Origin of the sequence: Dyadobacter sandarakinus, assembly GCF_016894445.1 — a bacterium.
Lineage (GTDB): Bacteria > Bacteroidota > Bacteroidia > Cytophagales > Spirosomataceae > Dyadobacter > Dyadobacter sandarakinus.
In genome coordinates this window covers 982,671-1,000,647 of sequence record NZ_CP056775.1, presented here as the reverse complement: position 1 = coordinate 1,000,647, position 17,977 = coordinate 982,671, and the positions used below count along the sequence as shown (strand labels likewise).

At 43.3% G+C, this 17,977-nt stretch carries 20 protein-coding genes; 11 read left to right on the top strand and 9 right to left on the bottom strand.

The window, feature by feature from the left end; genetic code table 11:
* The first annotated feature begins 63 nt into the window (after positions 1 to 63).
* The 3 genes from HWI92_RS03995 to HWI92_RS03985 all read left to right on the top strand — a co-directional run bounded on the left by HWI92_RS03995 (position 64) and on the right by HWI92_RS03985 (position 3,335).
* Complete coding sequence (locus tag HWI92_RS03995) at positions 64 to 969, top strand: helix-turn-helix domain-containing protein (RefSeq protein WP_204660889.1); 906 nt, start codon at positions 64 to 66, stop codon at positions 967 to 969.
* Positions 970 to 992: 23 nt separating this feature from the next.
* Positions 993 to 1,484, top strand: coding sequence for a cupin domain-containing protein (locus tag HWI92_RS03990; RefSeq protein WP_229248841.1), 492 nt, complete (start codon positions 993 to 995; stop codon positions 1,482 to 1,484).
* A 381-nt stretch (positions 1,485 to 1,865) separates the two neighbouring features.
* Positions 1,866 to 3,335 carry a serine hydrolase domain-containing protein gene (locus tag HWI92_RS03985; RefSeq protein ID WP_204660888.1) on the top strand — a complete coding sequence of 490 codons (1,470 nt, stop codon included), beginning with the start codon at positions 1,866 to 1,868 and terminating at the stop codon, positions 3,333 to 3,335.
* Between the two features lie 341 nt (positions 3,336 to 3,676).
* On the opposite strand, the gene HWI92_RS03980 is transcribed toward HWI92_RS03985, so the two are convergent.
* On the bottom strand, positions 3,677 to 5,650 hold the full coding sequence (locus HWI92_RS03980; RefSeq protein ID WP_204660887.1) for an FG-GAP-like repeat-containing protein: 1,974 nt from the start codon (positions 5,648 to 5,650) through the stop codon (positions 3,677 to 3,679).
* A 368-nt stretch (positions 5,651 to 6,018) separates the two neighbouring features.
* On the opposite strand from HWI92_RS03980, the gene HWI92_RS03975 reads away from it, so the two are divergent.
* The 6 genes from HWI92_RS03975 (at position 6,019) to HWI92_RS03950 (ending at position 8,600) form a co-directional block, all read left to right on the top strand.
* Positions 6,019 to 6,654, top strand: coding sequence for a zinc-binding dehydrogenase (locus tag HWI92_RS03975; RefSeq protein WP_204660886.1), 636 nt, complete (start codon positions 6,019 to 6,021; stop codon positions 6,652 to 6,654).
* Positions 6,655 to 6,726: 72 nt separating this feature from the next.
* Positions 6,727 to 7,038: an SDR family NAD(P)-dependent oxidoreductase gene (locus tag HWI92_RS03970; RefSeq protein WP_204660885.1), complete on the top strand. Its 312-nt coding sequence runs from the start codon at positions 6,727 to 6,729 to the stop codon at positions 7,036 to 7,038.
* 12 nt (positions 7,039 to 7,050) lie between these two features.
* Positions 7,051 to 7,593, top strand: coding sequence for a Rossmann-fold NAD(P)-binding domain-containing protein (locus tag HWI92_RS03965; protein ID WP_204660884.1), 543 nt, complete (start codon positions 7,051 to 7,053; stop codon positions 7,591 to 7,593).
* A gap of 51 nt (positions 7,594 to 7,644) precedes the next feature.
* Entirely contained in the window at positions 7,645 to 7,893 is a 249-nt protein-coding gene (locus HWI92_RS25400) for an oxidoreductase (protein ID WP_204660883.1), read from the top strand.
* Complete coding sequence (locus tag HWI92_RS25395; protein ID WP_262897686.1) at positions 7,890 to 8,096, top strand: hypothetical protein; 207 nt, start codon at positions 7,890 to 7,892, stop codon at positions 8,094 to 8,096. Before HWI92_RS25400 ends, HWI92_RS25395 begins: the two co-directional genes overlap by 4 nt.
* A 225-nt stretch (positions 8,097 to 8,321) precedes the next feature.
* On the top strand, positions 8,322 to 8,600 hold the full coding sequence (locus HWI92_RS03950) for a hypothetical protein (protein WP_204660882.1): 279 nt from the start codon (positions 8,322 to 8,324) through the stop codon (positions 8,598 to 8,600).
* An 870-nt stretch (positions 8,601 to 9,470) separates the two neighbouring features.
* Here the strand turns inward: HWI92_RS03950 and HWI92_RS03945 are convergent.
* The 3 genes from HWI92_RS03945 to HWI92_RS03935 all read right to left on the bottom strand — a co-directional run bounded on the left by HWI92_RS03945 (position 9,471) and on the right by HWI92_RS03935 (position 11,790).
* Complete coding sequence (locus HWI92_RS03945; RefSeq protein WP_204660881.1) at positions 9,471 to 10,334, bottom strand: SDR family oxidoreductase; 864 nt, start codon at positions 10,332 to 10,334, stop codon at positions 9,471 to 9,473.
* Positions 10,335 to 10,467: 133 nt separating this feature from the next.
* The gene (locus HWI92_RS03940) at positions 10,468 to 11,085 is read right to left on the bottom strand and encodes a TetR/AcrR family transcriptional regulator (protein WP_204660880.1); all 618 of its coding nucleotides are present in this window, start codon (positions 11,083 to 11,085) and stop codon (positions 10,468 to 10,470) included.
* Between the two features lie 486 nt (positions 11,086 to 11,571).
* Positions 11,572 to 11,790, bottom strand: coding sequence for a hypothetical protein (locus HWI92_RS03935; protein WP_204660879.1), 219 nt, complete (start codon positions 11,788 to 11,790; stop codon positions 11,572 to 11,574).
* A 528-nt stretch (positions 11,791 to 12,318) separates the two neighbouring features.
* Between HWI92_RS03935 and HWI92_RS03930 the strand changes: the two genes are divergently transcribed.
* Complete coding sequence (locus HWI92_RS03930; RefSeq protein ID WP_204660878.1) at positions 12,319 to 12,840, top strand: hypothetical protein; 522 nt, start codon at positions 12,319 to 12,321, stop codon at positions 12,838 to 12,840.
* 186 nt (positions 12,841 to 13,026) lie between these two features.
* Here the strand turns inward: HWI92_RS03930 and HWI92_RS03925 are convergent, their stop codons facing one another.
* From HWI92_RS03925 to HWI92_RS03910, 4 genes are all read right to left on the bottom strand, one after another.
* Positions 13,027 to 13,653 carry a hypothetical protein gene (locus HWI92_RS03925; protein WP_204660877.1) on the bottom strand — a complete coding sequence of 209 codons (627 nt, stop codon included), beginning with the start codon at positions 13,651 to 13,653 and terminating at the stop codon, positions 13,027 to 13,029.
* Positions 13,654 to 13,689: 36 nt separating this feature from the next.
* A complete protein-coding gene (locus HWI92_RS03920; protein ID WP_204660876.1) occupies positions 13,690 to 14,040 on the bottom strand; it encodes a hypothetical protein in 351 nt (116 codons plus the stop codon).
* Between the two features lie 63 nt (positions 14,041 to 14,103).
* Positions 14,104 to 14,595, bottom strand: a complete 492-nt coding sequence (locus HWI92_RS03915) for a hypothetical protein (protein ID WP_204660875.1) — start codon at positions 14,593 to 14,595, stop codon at positions 14,104 to 14,106.
* Positions 14,596 to 14,652: 57 nt separating this feature from the next.
* Positions 14,653 to 15,219: a recombinase family protein gene (locus HWI92_RS03910; RefSeq protein ID WP_204660874.1), complete on the bottom strand. Its 567-nt coding sequence runs from the start codon at positions 15,217 to 15,219 to the stop codon at positions 14,653 to 14,655.
* A 76-nt stretch (positions 15,220 to 15,295) separates the two neighbouring features.
* Between HWI92_RS03910 and HWI92_RS03905 the strand changes: the two genes are divergently transcribed.
* Complete coding sequence (locus tag HWI92_RS03905; RefSeq protein WP_229248839.1) at positions 15,296 to 16,048, top strand: hypothetical protein; 753 nt, start codon at positions 15,296 to 15,298, stop codon at positions 16,046 to 16,048.
* A 235-nt stretch (positions 16,049 to 16,283) separates the two neighbouring features.
* On the opposite strand, the gene HWI92_RS03900 is transcribed toward HWI92_RS03905, so the two are convergent.
* The gene (locus HWI92_RS03900; protein ID WP_204660873.1) at positions 16,284 to 17,948 is read right to left on the bottom strand and encodes an IS1182 family transposase; all 1,665 of its coding nucleotides are present in this window, start codon (positions 17,946 to 17,948) and stop codon (positions 16,284 to 16,286) included.
* Positions 17,949 to 17,977 lie beyond the last annotated feature (29 nt).

Genomic DNA, 17,977 nt, shown 5'->3' with positions numbered 1-17,977 from the left:
GTCATCAGCAGTGAAAGAAGCGCCACCAAATCCCTTAAATTAGCATTGGTAAAATAAGAGATTATGGAAAATCAGATCCGGTTTGACACTGTCAGCCAATACAATGCATTCAATCAACATAAAACACTACATCCACTGGTGAGTGTGTTGGACCTCTCCAAGGCTGACATGCGCAGCAAAACGAACATGTACCTGGGGTTGTATTTTGTCTTTCTAAAGGAGGTTGATTGTGGTGACCTTCGTTACGGCAAACAGTATTATGACTATCAGGAAGGCACGCTCGTATTTTTTGCTCCCGGTCAGGTAGTAAATGTTGAAAACGATGGCGAATTATACCGTCCCAAAGGTTACGCGCTGGCTTTTCACCCCGATCTGTTGCATGGCACTTCACTAAATCAGCATATTCATGAATATGGGTTTTTCAGCTATCAGAGCCATGAGTCTTTACATATTTCCGAGCGCGAAAGGCAAATTGTGCTGGACTGTTTGGCTAAAATTAAATATGAGTTGGAGCATGCCATTGATAAACATAGCCGCAAGCTCATCGTCTCAAACATCGAGTTGTTTTTGGATTACTGTACGCGGTTTTACGACCGACAGTTCCTTACCCGTGACACGGTCCACAAAAGTGTAGTAGAGCGTTTCGAAACGCTATTGACCAATTACTTTCTGTCGGATAGCCCTAGCATTATTGGGCTACCCTCAGTGGTATATTTTGCTAACGAATTGAATTTGTCAACGAAATATTTTGGGGACCTGATCAGAAAAGAAACCGGCCAAACGGCGCAGGATTACATTCAGGACAAGCTCATCCATGTGGCCAAGGAAAAAATATTTGACCAGACAAAAACCGTCAGCGAGATTGCATTCGAAATGGGTTTCAAGTATCCACAGCATTTTTCCAGGCTTTTCAAACAGAGGGTAGGCCAAACTCCCAATGAGTTCCGAGCGCTTCAAAATCTAAACTGAGAACAATACAAACATTTCAAATAATGAAAAACTGCAAACGCGCAGTTATGTTGGGCCTAACAATGTGCTTGACATTGACAAGTATACTGGTCGCCGCCCAGCAGAAAACAAGACCATCAACTGTATTAAGCACTATTTTCCCAAAAGGGCAAAAGGCACCAGCAACAAATTTTACCGGAAATGCATGGGTCACCCAGCTTATCCAGCCAGACAGCGCATTCAACATTCCGGTAGGCAGTGTAACCTTTGAACCTGGCGCGCGTACCTACTGGCACTCCCACCCTGGCGGACAAGCACTTCTGGCAACCGGGGGAACAGGTTACTATCAAGAAAAAGGCAGACCCATACAGATACTTCAAGCTGGTGACACCGTCAAATGTCCACCAAATATACCCCACTGGCATGGTGCTTCACCCGACGCCGGATTTACGCAAATTGCCATTACCCCTAATACCGAGACTGGAAGGGTAATATGGCTACAAGAAGTCACAGAACAAGAATATCGTCAAAAGTAGACATTCCACCCTGCTGAGAATAAAGTTATTCTCTGTTTTAGAAGCTTCTTGGTAAGCCTCTCCTTCCTGTTAAAAATATCATCCCTCTTTACAGTTTAACCTGGTCTACTAATTGTTAAGTGAACCATAAGGCGGTTCTTGCTGCATATACAAGAGGATTTTGCTATCTATCAAATAGTCAATTGTAATCATGCTTAAACGACTATTTACACGTACGCTAATAAGGAGTTAAAAACTTTGCACATAGCTCGCCGCTGGAAATGCAAAATATTATATGTCCGCTGATAGATTTTTAGTTTATACAGAGTTTGTGTAGAAGCTGTATATTATCAATCTTATATAGTACCAACAACTAATATCACCTACGTCTCGTAATTTATTATGCTGAGAAGGATATCAAGATATGGCATAGGTTTGACACTTTTCGTAAATGTTTTGGCCTGTTCTACTGATGAGCAAAAAGTGGTAGGAATCTGGCATACTGAATTTGAGGCTGTGGCAAACTTGAAAAGCGCATTCGATGTTGAGCTGCGTCATAATCTCTTCTCTGATTCGTGGAGCGGCAGATTTGAAATTCCAGAAACAATGGCGGAAGGAACATTGTCTGGTGTAAACCTAACAGATTCAACAATATTCCTGGACTTGGGGCAAGGAGCGACATTCACAGGTAATCTTTCGAAGAATAAAACCGAGATAGGAGGACTTCTCAATATACCCGATCACAAACCCGAAACGCTGATTTTTAAGAAAGCAGATCGTTGGACATCACAGCGGCCAGCAAGGATTGGTAAGGAAAATCGCGCGCTGCTAGAATGGAGCTATCAAGTTCCACCTGTGAACAGTGATGGCTGGAAAGTGGGCGCAATGAATATGCAGGCTACAAATTCTCAGGTATTAAATGATCTTTTTGAAAATATTTTGAAGGGCAAATATCATGGACTGGATGCACTGCTGGTTGCCCAAAATGGGAAGTTGTTACTTGACGAATACTTTTATTTAGGTAAGCGGGAAAAAATCCATAGTATACAATCTTGTACAAAAAGTGTAACGTCGCTCCTGATTGGCATTGCAAAAGATGATGGTCTGATCCAAAATCTGGATGTACCATTGACAGCTTTCTTTCCGGCCCACAAGAAGGCTTCAAAAGAGAAAGTTCCACAACCCACACTGTATAATGCCTTAACGATGTCGGCCGGACTGGATTGGCATGAGGACATTCCTTATACCGACCCAAAAAATGATGCTGTTTTAATGAACCAAAGCAAGGATATGTATGGGTATGTCCTGGCTAGGAATTTGGATCAAAAGGAAAAGCCAGGTAAGAGATTTAAATACAACAGCGGCCTTTCGATCTTACTGGGGGGTATTCTATCCAATGTAACTGGAAAGCCTGCGGACAAATATGCAGAACAATCCCTGTTTAAAGGATTGGGAATTAAAGACTTTTTCTGGACTTCAATGAATGATCAAGTTCACACAGGAGGTGGATTGTTCCTCAAGCCACGGGATATGCTGAAGATCGGCCAGTTGATACTGGATTCGGGAAAGTGGAATGAGAAGCAAATTGTGTCCACATCGTGGATCGCCGAATCTACCGCATTTGTTCTGCCGATAAATGAGTCAAGTTCGGAGTGGGGATATGGATATCAATGGTGGCGTGGCGTGTTCCGGGTTAAAGACAAAGTATTGCCCGTAATCTACGCTGCTGGTTATGGAGGTCAGGTGTTGTATATCGTCCCCGATTTAAATCTTTCAATTCTTACATTACATCACAATGCTTCGGATGTAAGTGGCAGCCACTCCCTGACCTTAAAGAATATAGAGGAGTCTATTATTCCTGCTTTCATTTGATTGAGAATCATTAAAAAAAGTGTCTACAAACAGCGGCACTTGGCTATATCTTCTTCTCCTTGTTGTTTACAGCTTAATTATTCCGTCTTCAAAATGAGGTACTTACAAATAGTACCAAGGTTCAGCAAGACTCTTATTGGCCGTTCTTACTTTAAATGACCAAGAATGAGCCTAAATGACCGTTTTTCCTTCAAATAAATGATGTTAAATGGGTAATGCTTTTATATAACCCTTACTGTTTTCAATCTCTCCCATGTCGTCCAACAACAAGGAGGCCTAGCTGATCAGTAGCTGCACTTACATATTGCAATTTCTTAGAAGTAGTAGAAAATAGCTCGGGTTCATTGTTTGATCAACTTGATGACAACTGCATTACCGGCTTTTAAAAAGTACAAACCTGGTGAAAAACCACTTAAATCTACATTCACGATTTCATTGTCAACATTTATTGTTTTAACTGTCTGTCCTATCATATTGACCAGGTTCATCTTAGTTCCTACGTACTGCTTACCCATGCGTAAAGTGGTAACTGCCTGAGCTGGATTGGGAAAAGCAGCCATTGTATTGAGCTCATTGAAAGTTATCTGCCGGATACTGCTGTATGTAAAAATACCATCAAGATCTACAATCTTTAACCGGTACAGGTTTATACCTTGTAGCGGATCCAGGTCTTTAAACTCGTATGAAGCCGGGGTGTTATTACTGCCGGCACCAGCTATGGAGGCTAAGTTTTGCCAATTCTTACCATTGGCACTCCGTTGTATGTCAAACCGCTCACTGTTGATTTCCAGTGCCGTTTTCCACGAAAGCAGTAATGCGTTTTCTGTTTTGACGACATTGAAAGAAGTGAGTGTAACAGGCAGGGAAGCATTGGTAGTAAATGGCAAAAAATCACGGCTGGTAAATGATCTCCTTACTTTCCTTACAGGATCCAATGTACCCACAATCAAGCCATCCGAATCAATCAATGCCCCATTGCTAATAACGATATAGTAGCTTGTGTTAATGGCTAAATTAGTACTCGGATTAATTGTAATAGTGTTGGTGCCGACGCCGGTAATTTGTGGGCCTGCTGCCGGGAAAGTTTCGTAAACCTGGTCAGTAAGTGCATTTACAATCGATATATTCCCTGAACCAGTAAAAACATTTTCGTCAAAGTTCAAAAGGATATCAGCGTCTATGTTTACATCGGATGCATTCCTGGCCGGGATTGTAGATAATAGTACAGGAGCAGTACCCAAGCCTGAAATATAGATATCATTTCCCGGATTTGAGAGCCTGCTCCAAATATCCAGGTCGCCGTCTCCGTCAAAATCAGCAATGCTGCCGAAAACATTTAATGCAAACCCTTGTGGGGTAGAAGAAACAAAGTCAGCAAAAGGATTTGTTTGCGGAGTGCTAAATGATTCACCATTGTTATTTTGTAAATAAACCAATGCTGCCCCTTGTGTTGCCGTATATAGCACATCGGGTAAGCCATCCCCATTCATGTCAGCTACCTGGACAAAGCCAACACCAACCAATGTAAATTCCATCCCGGGAGGTACCGGGCTGATCTGATAGATACCGTTATCATTTTTTAAGTAATTATCGTTATTACTACCATTAACCCTGGTCCAAATATCCAGGTCGCCGTCCCCATCAAAATCAGAAATACTACTTGCAACATTCAATGCAAATCCTGCCGGGGTTGATGAAACAAAGTCAGCGAAAGGATTTGTCTGCGGAGTGCTGAATGATTCACCATTGTTATTCTGTAAATAAACCAATGCTGCCCCTTGTGTTGCCGTATATAGGATATCAGGCAAACCATCGCCATTGATGTCAGCTACCTGGACAAAACCAACACCGCCCAATGTAAATTCCATGCCTTGTGGAACTGGACTGATGTGGTATACACCTTTGTCATTGAGTAAGTAATTATCGTTACTGGCACCAGGTAACCTGTTCCATATATCCAGATCGCCGTCGCCGTCAAAATCAGCAATGCTGCACGAAATATTTAATGCAAATCCCGGCGGGGTAGATGAAATAAAGTCAGCAAAGGGATTAAGCTCCGGGGTGCTGAAGGATTCACCATTATTATTCTGCAAGTAAACCAATGGTCCTGCCGTTGTTGCCGTATACAGAACATCAGGGAAGCCGTCACCATTGATATCAGCTACCTGAACAAAGCCAATTCCGGGTTGTGGTGTGTATTCTAAGCCTGTTGGTAGCGGTTGCTGTACAAATTTTACCTGGCCTCGGGTCTGCAAGCCAGTACAGAAAAGGGTTACCAAGAGGGTAGCATAAAACAGCTTGATCTGGAAAGTCATATGAAAGGAATAAAATTGTCGCATCAAAATGTATAATGTTTGTTGGTAGTATCACACATAAACATAAATAGTAATTACATGTGATATTTAAAAGTATTTCTACTTTTAAATGTTGTTGGCTAAACTTGAGTAAAAGAAGAAATGGGGTGGAAAAGGCTTAACTGCCCTTTTAAGGATGTCGATCAATGTAGATCATTAACTAGTGTAAGCCAGGGATAAACGTACTGAGTCAGCAAATAACATGTAGGTGAGGATTCACAACTTGGAGACACTACATATGTTACCATTTGGTTTATTGAACCAACCGAGCTAGCTACTAGGCGCAATTTTTCCTGGATTAAGAATTGACAATCCTATCGAGTCAATCTATGGTTTTTCGGATCAGCTTCTACTATTCCGCAAGACGACAGAGAAAGGTATATTATACCAGAGCACTTCCCGTGGTGGGCACGGCTGCATTAACAGCCCTTGAAAAAATGGGCTGCAGCGATCCAGGCACAAACATGCTGATCAATGGCGCGACCGGCGGGTTTGGAATGATCCTGCTGCAACTCCACAAACAGAAAGATGACCATGTGACCGCGGTTACCAGCTCAAACGGAATTGAATTTGTAAAAAAGTGGGGCGCTGATACAGTGATCGATTACAGCAAAGAAGAAGTGCTCACCCGTAAGGAAACTTACGACATTGTCATCGACCTCTCGGGCAAAATGGGCTATGCGAATGCAAAGCAGATCATGAAGCCCCAATCCCTGTTTCTCAACCCTACTCCCCAGCCAATCAAAATTCCAACCTCCCTGATCATGAACCTGCTCAGGAGTAAAAAGCATGTTATCATTTTGGCCAGTCCATCCACGAAATACACAGGTGAATTGCTGAATGCCGTTGCAAAAGGACTTGACATTGCGATTTATAAAGTGTTCCCCTTCACTGCATTTAAAGAAGATTACCACTATGCCGAGCAGGGCGGCTACACAGGTAAGGTGGTGATCGAACAACAGTGATCTGATACAAGTTTTTGCTCCCGTAACCAGGGACATTTGTATCATACGAAACAAACTCAAACAACAAAAGCAATGAAAAAGAAAATTGTGATACTCGGAGCTACCGGCACAATCGGCAGCAAAATTGCCCACATATTGATCAACGAAGGTCACCTGGTCACACTGGTAGGAAGACATACCGAAAAGTTGGAAAGATACCGTAAGCAGGGAGCCGAAATAATCGCTGCGGACATTAACGATGAGGATCGGCTCACCCAGGCTTTTGGCCAAGTGGACAGCGCCTTTGTACTCTTGCCGGAAAATGTAAAAGCGGAAAACACGCGGGCATACCAGCGGCAGGTGACCGGCACATTGATCACGGCAATTCAGCGCTCGGGCATTTGATATATCGTCAACATGAGCAGTCTGGGCTCGCATATGCATGAGGGTAACGGCATCATGGCTGGGACCGGTGAGCAGGAAGTCAGGCTCAACCAGCTTGAAGGTGTTAATGTGCTGCATATCCGATCTGCCTATTTTATGGAAAACTTTCTGCGCACGATCGGCATGGTCAAACAATCCGGAATCAATGGAACCGTTACCGCTGCCAACCATGCAATCCCGATGGTAGCCACGCGCGATGTGGTACAAGTAGCTGCCGGCCATTTGGCTAACCTTGATTTCAGTGGCAAGAGCGTCCATGTCGTAATGGGACCACGGGACTATACTTATGCCGAAATGACAGGCATTGTCGGCAATGCGATCGGAAAACCGGACCTTTCCTATGTCCAGCTGCCAGTTGACAAAGTAAGAGAGGTGTTCCTGGGCAATGGTCTCTCAGCTGATTTTGTCTCCAATTTGATTGAAATGGGTACTGCGATCAGCACCGGCTACATGAATTACCAACATCTGGACGATTCAACAACGTCTGCCACCACCGCAGAGGAAGTTTGCCCGTGAGGTGTATGCCCCCGCTTGTCATCAATAAATTTAACCCTGAACATTACGACAATGAAAATACTGGAACCAACCCAGCTGGGAAATCTGGCTTTGAAGAATAGAATGGTGATGTCTGCAATGACAAGAAGTCGTGTAGCTAACAACGGGATCGTTGGCGAAATGACCGTCGAGTACTACATGCAACGCGCAAGTGCCGGTCTGATCATCACAGAAGCCATCCGGATTAGCGAGGAGGCTACCGGCAGTCCGTTTACCCGGGAATTTACACTGATCCACAAATCGAAAGCTGGAAGAAGATGACCCGGGCTGTGCACGACCTGGGTGGGCTGATTGTAGCGCAACTCTGGCATACCGGCCGTGCCGGCCACTCCATTGACCGTGGTGGTAAGCTGCCGCTGGCACCCTCGCCGCTGGCCATACAAGGCATGCAGCATTTTACTTCCCAGGGTCTTTTATTCAGAAGCATATGGTCCGGCAATCCAGTTGGAGAAATCAAGGAGTAACCAATCAGTAGCTGATCAATGCGAAAACCAAGGTTGTAATCTGGACTACTTTACGCAGCTTTCCATACCGTTCAAAAGTAGAGAAAATACATATTAGAAATGACCCTGGTTGCCGGTAGGATATCATCAGCTACATTGATTCTTAGACGCTCGGCTTGTTAATGATTGTTACCAGCATATTGCATAATAGTTTTTGATCGATATTTGCATCGTAATTAACTTTTAATGCAAACCTCATCAGAAGCAGTATTAGGACATGTATTGAAGGCAATTGAAGAAGCTAAGGCTCAAGAAAAGGCTTACCTGCTTTTTACCTACTCCTCTCAAAACGTTAGTTCTCCTGCAATCCAAACTTGTATAACTCAGCTAAGAGCTCTAAACATATATGTGTCATTTTTCTGGAACTCAGAGCATGTGGCAGATCAGCGTTTTCCAAGCCTATACCTGTGCTGGACAGAAGAAGCCAGAGATCAAGCAATCGCCCGCGGCTACAACTTTGATTGAGGACATGGTAACATTGTCAACAAACTGACACCATACCCCCCATTACTATGGGTTAATTGCCCTGTTTATATGTATGTAACCGTTTGTAGCAGTTCGGTCTGGAATTTGTAAGACTGCAGCAAACAACATACGATGGATGATCAACCAATAATTTATGTAGGAGGAGACGATGATGACCAATTCTTGGTCGCTGATGCGTTGTAAGAAATTGGCTGTGCGAACGAAGTCATTAATCTCAATACCGGAGCCCAGCTGATAGACTCTTTGCGCAGCGAGCGAGTAAAGCCATTTTTGATCCTTTGTAGTCTTTATCTTCCTGGTAAAGATGGATTTGAGATAAGAGAAGAAATTAACGAGGATGAAGAGATCCGCAGGCTTTCGATACCATTCATATTTCTCTCCGAAATAGTATCGCCGAAAGATGTCGAAAAAGCCTATCTCTCCCTTGTTCAGGGATTTTATAAAAAGGCATCGGACTATGATGAATTGAAGGCGCAGCCTCATTCCATATGTGATTACTGGAAACGAGCTGTTCGGCCAAATTCGATCAAACAAGCATAACTAAGCCTTCTAATTACCTTTTAGGACTTACTATAATTAGTAACCTTTAAAGTAAAGACTGATCAATTCTAAAATCTCAAATTTGTAAAATAGATTTGGCGATTGTCCATGATTACTCATGGACAACTCTCTTAATCAGGTGTAAATTCTCAAATTTTGGGCTTCTTGTATTCGATCTTTCACATCCATTTAAGCGCAAGCGCTAGACCAATGTGAAAATGCAAAGGTGGATACTATCATTTGATGATTGTTACCTATTTTATTTAATAAACTACTATAATCATTTGAAAGTAGCTATTGATCTTTAATTTAGTTTAAATTCAAAAACTTGTCTTTATGTTCTTTTGCAAACTCCGTAAAGGAACGCGGCTGATTATTAGTGAGTCTAAAAACTTCTTCACCAAGATCATGGTCATGATTTTTTGCAACCACTTCTGCATACTGCTCGATAAGTCCATTAGCTAACCACCGGGATGCTCCTGTAGCTCTTAACAAAGTACGAAATGCAAATGAAGGCAGGTTTACATAGTCTACTTTTCTCCCAATTGCTTCTGATACTTTGAAAGCTACATCCTTCATTTCTAATGTCTCAGGACCATTAAGATAATAAGTAGCTTTTTTGTGATGGTCTTCTTTGAAAATCTTGTAAGCAACCATGCCAATATCCTTGGCATCAATATAACCCACCAGTCCTTTTCCACCCACCTGCGGCAAGTAGCCTTTTGCAATTGGCTGAGCCATTGTCAAAAAATTCTGCATAAATGCGGTAGGTTTTAGTATCGTCCATTCAATACCAGAATTACGAAGATAGTGGTCAATCTCCGCATGGGCTTTTGCCCAGGGTACTGAGGATCTCAAATTTGCGTCAGATGCAGAGACTCTTACGATATAGGTAATTCCTTCTTGGCCAGCAATATCAATGGCATTTTTCTCACATTGAACCTGATTTTGGGTAGGTGGACTAACCAAAAACAAAGAAGTACATCCCCGCATAGCTGATTTAAGGCTTTCCCGATCAACAAAGTCACCCAATACTGCATCCATGCCCAGTTTCCTAAGCTTTTCAAGTTGCTCTTCTTTCCTGCACATAGCACGAAATGGTATTCCGTCCTGAATTAAATCTTGACAAAGTTTTTTTCCAATTTCTCCGGTAGCACCAGTAACCAATAACATAATTGTAAGCGATTAGGTTGTTTATAGCATTCTATGTTTATATAAATTCAAAAATCTTACTTATTAGATCTTGATTACTAGCATATAGTCCAGCTTGCTCAAAAACGACTAATAGTCACTTTTTGTCAAAAAGTTAGGCCTTCATGCCAGCAATCAATGTTTCTGTATATACTTCCAGCAAATCTTTGCGATTTATTTTGCCAATGTCTTCAATAAACAGTCGCTTGGCCTCGATAAAGTTCATTAATCCCATACAACTCCCCCATATCATGTAAGTACAATAGATAGGATTGATGTCTCTTCGTATTACACCTTCCAGTTGACATTTTGCTATATGGTCCGTAAAGTAATCTCGTAACCTTTGGCTGATCATTAAATAGCTTTCAACATTGCTTGAGAACTCTGGCCTTTCCATGTAAATAATAAGCTCAAAGTACCGCGGATTTTCTATGTAGTATTCGTAGCAAGACATAATTAACTCCTTTGTAGCTTGAAGTAAATCGGTTTTGCTTGCTACTGCTCTTTCAAAATAATCTAACAGCATCGTTAAGGCTTGAACGCTCACTTGCGCAAGGATGTCATCCTTACTTTTATAGTATTTGTAAAAGGTACCCTTTGCTACATCTAAATACGCCACTACCTGATCAATAGTAAAGTCATATACGCCCACTTCCCTTAACAGTTGGTCTGCTGCGTCAACAATTTGCTGTTCCCTGTCGGGTTTAGAAAGATGTTTAGATCCTATTTTCATATATTGACCGTTAGTCATTTTGGTGTAGCAATTTTTGTGCCATGGCGAGGTGTACCTCATTGGGATAAAAGTTCCTGGACTCAACTTTTCCTAATCTGCCCAACGTGCTTACTAAATTGTCGTAGTGGCTGCATCTACTTTCGTACCAATATTTGGGTGCTCCCTTCAAAGAGAATCCAAGGACACAAATCGAGTCGTCAGGACTTGGAATCAGCTGAGGTGACATCTCAATCGTAATCGAGGCAAAATCTTTAAAGAACCTGACAGATGTAGCACTTTCTTCAGCATGGGTGTATTTGAAGTGCAATCTGACTTTCATCTTGCATGATGTCAATATTCAACATCCAATGATAGTCCGATTCCTAAATCTTAGCCATAGCTAATTTCGATGATTGCTAGTGTAGAAATTGTGCAATAGCCAAACCATTGGCCAAAAAATGCTTGCCTCAATACAGGTAGTAAACCATGCATTGATCCATAGCTTGGCTATTCAATGAACTCTTTGTCAAGGGCCATCAGCTGGTTGGCCAAAGCTAGGGACAAAGCAATCCACTCTAATGCTTGCCGTCTAAGTAGCTCCATCTCAGCCGCCCGGCCTTGGCCGAATATAATGGTCATTTCTGCATCATGCACAAGTAACAGCTGCTGATGGTCAACTATATATTGATTTACCAACAGATCTCTCCGGCGATGGTAGTCTGACATATAACGGTATTTTGTTTAAGGCTGGCTTCGTACTGGCTCTGTATGGTAAGTACATCCTTGAAAATTGCCTGACAAAACTATGTTTTAAGTACTTCCCTCACGTGTATAGGCTTGGAATTAAGCTCACTATTATGGTGTGGCAGGCTCAATGTGGCAACCGTAATCTGCATTCATGAATCAATCTGGATTTACTACACGTTTTCGTGCTTAACCATCTAATGCTTTCAGGCTCAAATTTGAGGTTTCAGTAATGCTTCCAAAGTTGCCTCCACACGACACTTCACAGGCCTGGGCACAGCCGACTGGTGGTATTAAGCTCAGGCTAGGACTGCGCTTATAAAAGCCCGTAAACTGTTACCTCTCTTTTTCCAGCAAATGGCAAAGAATTTTCTAAATCATTTGATTTGTATCCTAATCATGATACCTTGGGTACCCGAATGATGATACTTTTGGTATCACTTTTTTAAGTTCGTATAGTGTGCAACATAAATGCAATAAGTATCATATCCAATATTATAGTACCTGTATATGGAAAACAAATTACCCCATTTACCAGTAAAAGACACCTACAGCACTGATGAAATCAAGACCCGGCTTGTTGCCGAGTATAAGGCCTGGCGCAATCAGGTTGCTTCAACCCTTGAGCCGGTCATATACCCCAACCATGCGTGGGTTGTCTATTCTGGATGTCAAACTCAGGTCCTACAGGCGGCTTTCAGCAACAGGGAATATGCGCAGATTCTCGGTAGCTATATCCTGGATGCCCTCGAACCAGTACTCGTAGAACGATCTGAGTTAGAAGAAATCGGTGTTGACATCGACCGCTACAAAGATCCGGTAAGTTTTGGCAAGCTGCCTTTCGAGATCATCCTTCGCCCCGATGGGGAAGTTTTCGAATGCTGGGGTCCCCAAGATGGCATCCCTTTGATTCAAAAGCCAACGGTTCTTCCAGGAAAGCAATCCTGCATTACAGGTACATTTTGGGGCTGGACCCAGCAGGAAGCTATCTCAGCAGCACAAACCTACTACAAGGCACATCAAAGAGTGTAGTTAGAGTAATTGCCACATAGCAAAGCTGAGCCGGTTTGTACTTATTCTAACACCTTCCGGATTAGCCTATACTCTTCGGCTGACAGCACATCGATCTTCCCATTTGACGCCATATGTACCTGGTCTCTAAACCGCTTCACCCGTGAAAGCATCGGCTCTATGATCGTGTTGCTGTGACTTACAAAGTCATACAGATCCTGCTCGCTGGCCGGTAGCTTGTAGCCGCGCGAGTTTGCTGGCAATCAGCACACCCGCAACCCGTAGGGGCGCAATAACCTTGGTTTGAAAGTAGTGCAGGTTGACACTGGCACCGCGCCTGGCGCGGATCTGCTCCATCAGCTCACGGCTGGTGATGTAGCGGGCAGCATTGATGTGCTGAAAGTGGAATAGTAAGTACCCCAGACAGGTGACCTGATCCACCACCTGTGGAGCTGGGTTAGTCGATTTTCTTTGCAGGAAGTCATTGGCCAGATTGATACTTAAAGTGGCCAACGTATGGTCATATACGGCACCGTTTAGCTGGGGCACGATCTGGCTTTCGCCAAAGGGCTCCGGCCAGAAGCGGATTGAGAGCAATTTCTTTTGCAGCACTTCCACAAAGCTGCTGCGCTGTTCGGTAATTAGGTTCTGGTCGTAGCAGTAGGCTAGCGTGCCGGCCATGAAGCTGGCAGCTTGCACTTCCAGGCTGTCTTTAATGCCTACAAAGCCGAAAGAGGATTCATTGAACAGGTTGGTAATGTGGTTCTGGCTTACATAGCCCACAAACCCTTTCATAAAGGTATCATCCCCTATCTGGCCAGCTACGAGCTGCAAGTTGGGATAGATCCGGAAGAGCTCAAGATCAGCCAGTCAATGTATAAACTTATAGAAAGAGCCTTTGTAGCGCAGCCCCTGTCCGATCACCTGTCTTTTGTCCACCACCACGGCAAAGACTTTAAAGGGCGCTTCATCCAGGTCTTCCAGGATCTCTTTTCTTTTCGCGTGGTCATTGCCTATAACATTCGAGCTGATCACGCCACCATTAAAGTGGCGCCGGCTGATGGCTTGGAGCACCGGCGTCACTTCGGCTAGCTGACCCTGCTGCATGATCAATGCGGTGATAACAAAGTGGGTAGAAGCAAGCGGTTTGCCGGGTGCCTTTTTAGAGAAGTCCAGCGTGTTGTCCCCCCACTCGCTTAAAAAAGCAATCTGATCATGCATACTTATCAGGTTCAGCTAGTCCTTGATGATTATATAGGTAACCAGAAGCTAAAAATGCTTAGGTTACTCGCCTGCTTGTTTATCTACTTCCTGCTGTTGGTTTTTAGGCTTTCTTCCACGGGGTTTGCCTGTATAAGGCTTCTTTTCCTGCGGCGATTCAGGTGCCAAGGCCAGCTGGTAAGCAGGAGTTCCTTCATGGTCAAAGATCGAGGCCTCAAAGACGTAGCTTTGCGCCTGATAGTCGATGCCGCCTTTGGAAAGGATCAGCTCCAAGGGTAAGGAATAAGCCCTGCCGGTACGCACGAGCTGAAAGCCTTGCTGCTGGTCATTGGCGACAAGGTATAAGTTCTTGATCTTGCGTTTGCCTTGATCAGTCCCTACTTGAAACCATGCATTGTCTGATTCAATACCCAGCTCTTCTAATGTTGCTGATGGGAATAACACCTTTCTGGAGCCAGATATACGTCCGGTCGGAAGTGCTTTGGTTTTAGCAGTTGATTCTTGTTTTGCCTGATTTTCCTCGGGTGAGAAGAACCGGATACTTTTTGCTTTCATTATACAGGTAATTAAATGGTGAATTATCACAAGTTACGGCTTGGTCTTAAAGAACAATCATAAGTCCTTAACTGCATTGATATACCGGTAGACGGTGGCCCTACTGATACCCAGAACTTGGGCGATTTGCTCTACGGTCTTTTCCTGCTGGTCGTATAAGGTCTTGGCTGCATGTGCTTTGGCCATGGCTTCCTTGTTTAAGCCCTTGGGCTTCCCTCCCATCCTGCCCCGGGCGCGCGCTGCGTTCAGCCCTGCCTTGGTGCGCTCGCGGATGATGTCGCGCTCAAACTCGGCAAGCGAAGCAAAGATGTTAAAGATTAACCTGCCTTGGGCAGTGGTGGTGTCAATGGCATCGTTCAGGCTTTTGAAGCCAACTTCCTTTTCCTGAAAGTCGGTGATTAGGGTGATCAGTTCTTTGAGCGATCGGCCCAGCCGGTCAAGCTTCCAGACCACCACAGTATCGCCCGGCCGAAGGGCTTCAACAAGTTTGGCCAGCTCGGGCCTCTCCTTGGCTGACGAGACTTTCTCGCGGAAAATCTTTTGGCAGCCGGCCTGCTTTAACCCGTCGAGCTGCATGTCCAGGCTTTGCTCCAAAGTTGAAACCCTGGCATATCCAAAAATCATAGGCTTTGTCTCACGTACTCAGGCAAAGATACGAAAATGTTACATATAAATGTGAGATGACGATTTGAGAGGGTAAATGGCTTTATTTGAAGGTAAAGAGAGGCTGGCGGCGAGTATCGCAGAAAACGGGCGTTTTGTGAGTTTGTTAAAAGGTCCCTTAAGTATATCCTCCAACATAGTACTCTACAACAATAAAAATGCGTATTTTGTATTAAAAGTGCGTCAATCGGCGAGCTGCCTGCAAGCATTGACCGACCGTAACCTATCGACAAAAACATCGACAATGGAAATAGGACAGAAATTTAATAAGCTGACTTTGAAAGAGTATTTCTTTTATATTGACAATTATAAAAAATATACAGATTTTAATACGTTAGGGCTTTATCGTTCAATTATTGAAAATGATAAATTACACCTTGCCGACAAGATTGAGGTTCGAGAATACGCTCACAAGATTTTTAAAAATACCTTTGACTTTCTGCAATTGAAAGACCCAAAAACATATTTTGACATTACAACAATTGGGCAAGAGCTAACAAAAGCAGACGAACGACAACTTTGGAACAACATTATTGATAATCAACAAAAAATATTAGCAGACAAAAAATTTGGATACCGAAATTTTGGAGACTATTCAAAACACAATTGTGGTTATGAAACTTGTCCATTAAACGGACTTATGATTAGACAAGGTTCAACAATTTCAGAAGCACATATGACATTTAATTCAGACAAAAATAAATATGCCGCAAAAGACAAATCGGATAGACGAAAAACAGACAGAAAAAACGAGAAAGAAATTATTAGGGCAATCATTGGAATCGGATAATGCGAGCAGGTAACAGAGGATTATATTTATAGTAGACTGAATAAAAAAGACTTAAGCTCTGTTTTTATTATTAGTATAGGGTAAGGCTGACATTCCCCGATTTTCCGTAATCTGCCATACTTGATAAGTGACAAGTTTTAGTTTCAGTGCTCACTTCCTTTGCACTATCCTAAGAACTTCCCCAAAAACCCTTTCACCCCCTTGTTCTGTGTTTTGTTATTTAACATAAAGAGGGTTATCTGAACAAAACATGAGTTTGAGGTAAACGTTTTATAATATGGTCGTTAGCAGTATAAGTGTCGCACATAACGCTCGTGGCTGTTGCACAACTATGCAAGTATTTTACTGCACTGGTTCCAGCTCGGATCATATGAACGAAAAGCCAATTTCTGCACCCAAAGTGTAAGTTAAAATTGTCAAGTTGCTCTGAGAGATAATCTTTGGCTCTGTGAAGGGCATTTTCGGCGAACTTCTTGGTGTGACACTTCATGTATTTTCTAATGTTAAAGGCAATTGCTGCCATCAGCATCGTCTTGTGGGCCCCATCAATTCCGAGTACTGGAATCTTGTTGAGCCCATAATACTGAGTCAAGCTGCCGAAGACCGGTTCAACTGTTCCCTGTCTTAAACCTTTCATGCGTTTCCCGGTTGTCGTATGTTGGCGCAAATAAGCACGCTGGTATTCTTCCTCGTAGATCGTCTTCGCAATTCTTTTTGTGCCAGCCTTAGGAATACATTTCTGTTTCAGTGGGCATGCCGCGCAGTCACTCCTGGTAGTCCAATATGCCTTAAAGGGCTTACCTTCTTGGCTGTATTCGAGGGACCGAAACGGCAACTTTTTCCCATTAGGACAAGTGTACGAATCTGTTGCTTTATCGTACTCAAAGCCATCCACCTGCGGTCTGAACTTTCCAAAGACTGGGATCCAGCCCGTAATTTTGCGTTTTTCCAGGAATCGATAATTGTATCCATTTGAATAGCCAGCATCAGCCATCAGATCAGTTAGTCGCAAATGGTTTCTCCTAAGTCTATCCTGCAAGACACTCACAACTCTCGGTAAATATTGGCTATCCCGGCCGTCAGCAAAGTCGGCCTGAATATGACTTATAACCCCTTGGGCAGCATCAACTGACATTGAACAGTGATAGTTGAGTTTTCTAGCCTTGCCCGGTTTGATTGAAATTCGGGCATCCGGATCGTGTGGGTTGTAGTGCGTTTTATTACTAAGCAACTGCGCTTTTTCGTTACTAGCTCCCGGTCGTTTGGCCTTGGTAGCAATCAAGTTCTCTTGATGTTTTGCCAGGCTTTTGAGCTGACTTGCACTAGCAGTTATAGCCGCCTTATCATCTTCGTCACTTTCTTTCTCACTCAAATTGTCAGCGTCAACTGCTGTGAGATGCGCCTTAACTGACTGTGCAGGAACTCTTAAATCAAGATTTTCTATCGAGGCGTTTGCCTTCACAGGAGCTGAATCGACGGCGTGAGTGTGACCTGCTACCATTCCTTTTTCAACACACATGGCAAAGACTTTTTCAAACAACGACTCAAAAAGCGCGGTGGAATATAGTTGCCTGGTCCTGCTGACAGTAGAATGCCACGGCAGCGGTTCGTCAATATCATAGCCGATGAAGTACAGAATATCCATTCGCATCGAGCAATGATCCATAAGTCGACGATCCGATGTGATGTTTTCCAGATACGCAGTTAGCATCAGTTTAAAGAATACGAGCGGATCGATCGAAGGATTACCAGTTTTGCCATACAGCTCACGCGTGTCATTGTATAGAAACTGTAAATCCAGCGTTTCGCCAAGCCTGCGATAGAAATTTTCCTTAGGAACGCGGTCTGAAAGTTGGAAGCTGACGAACAGTTTTTCCGAGTAATTTTTCCTTCCTTGCATTCCTGAAGTTACAAAATTTCAGATGCATT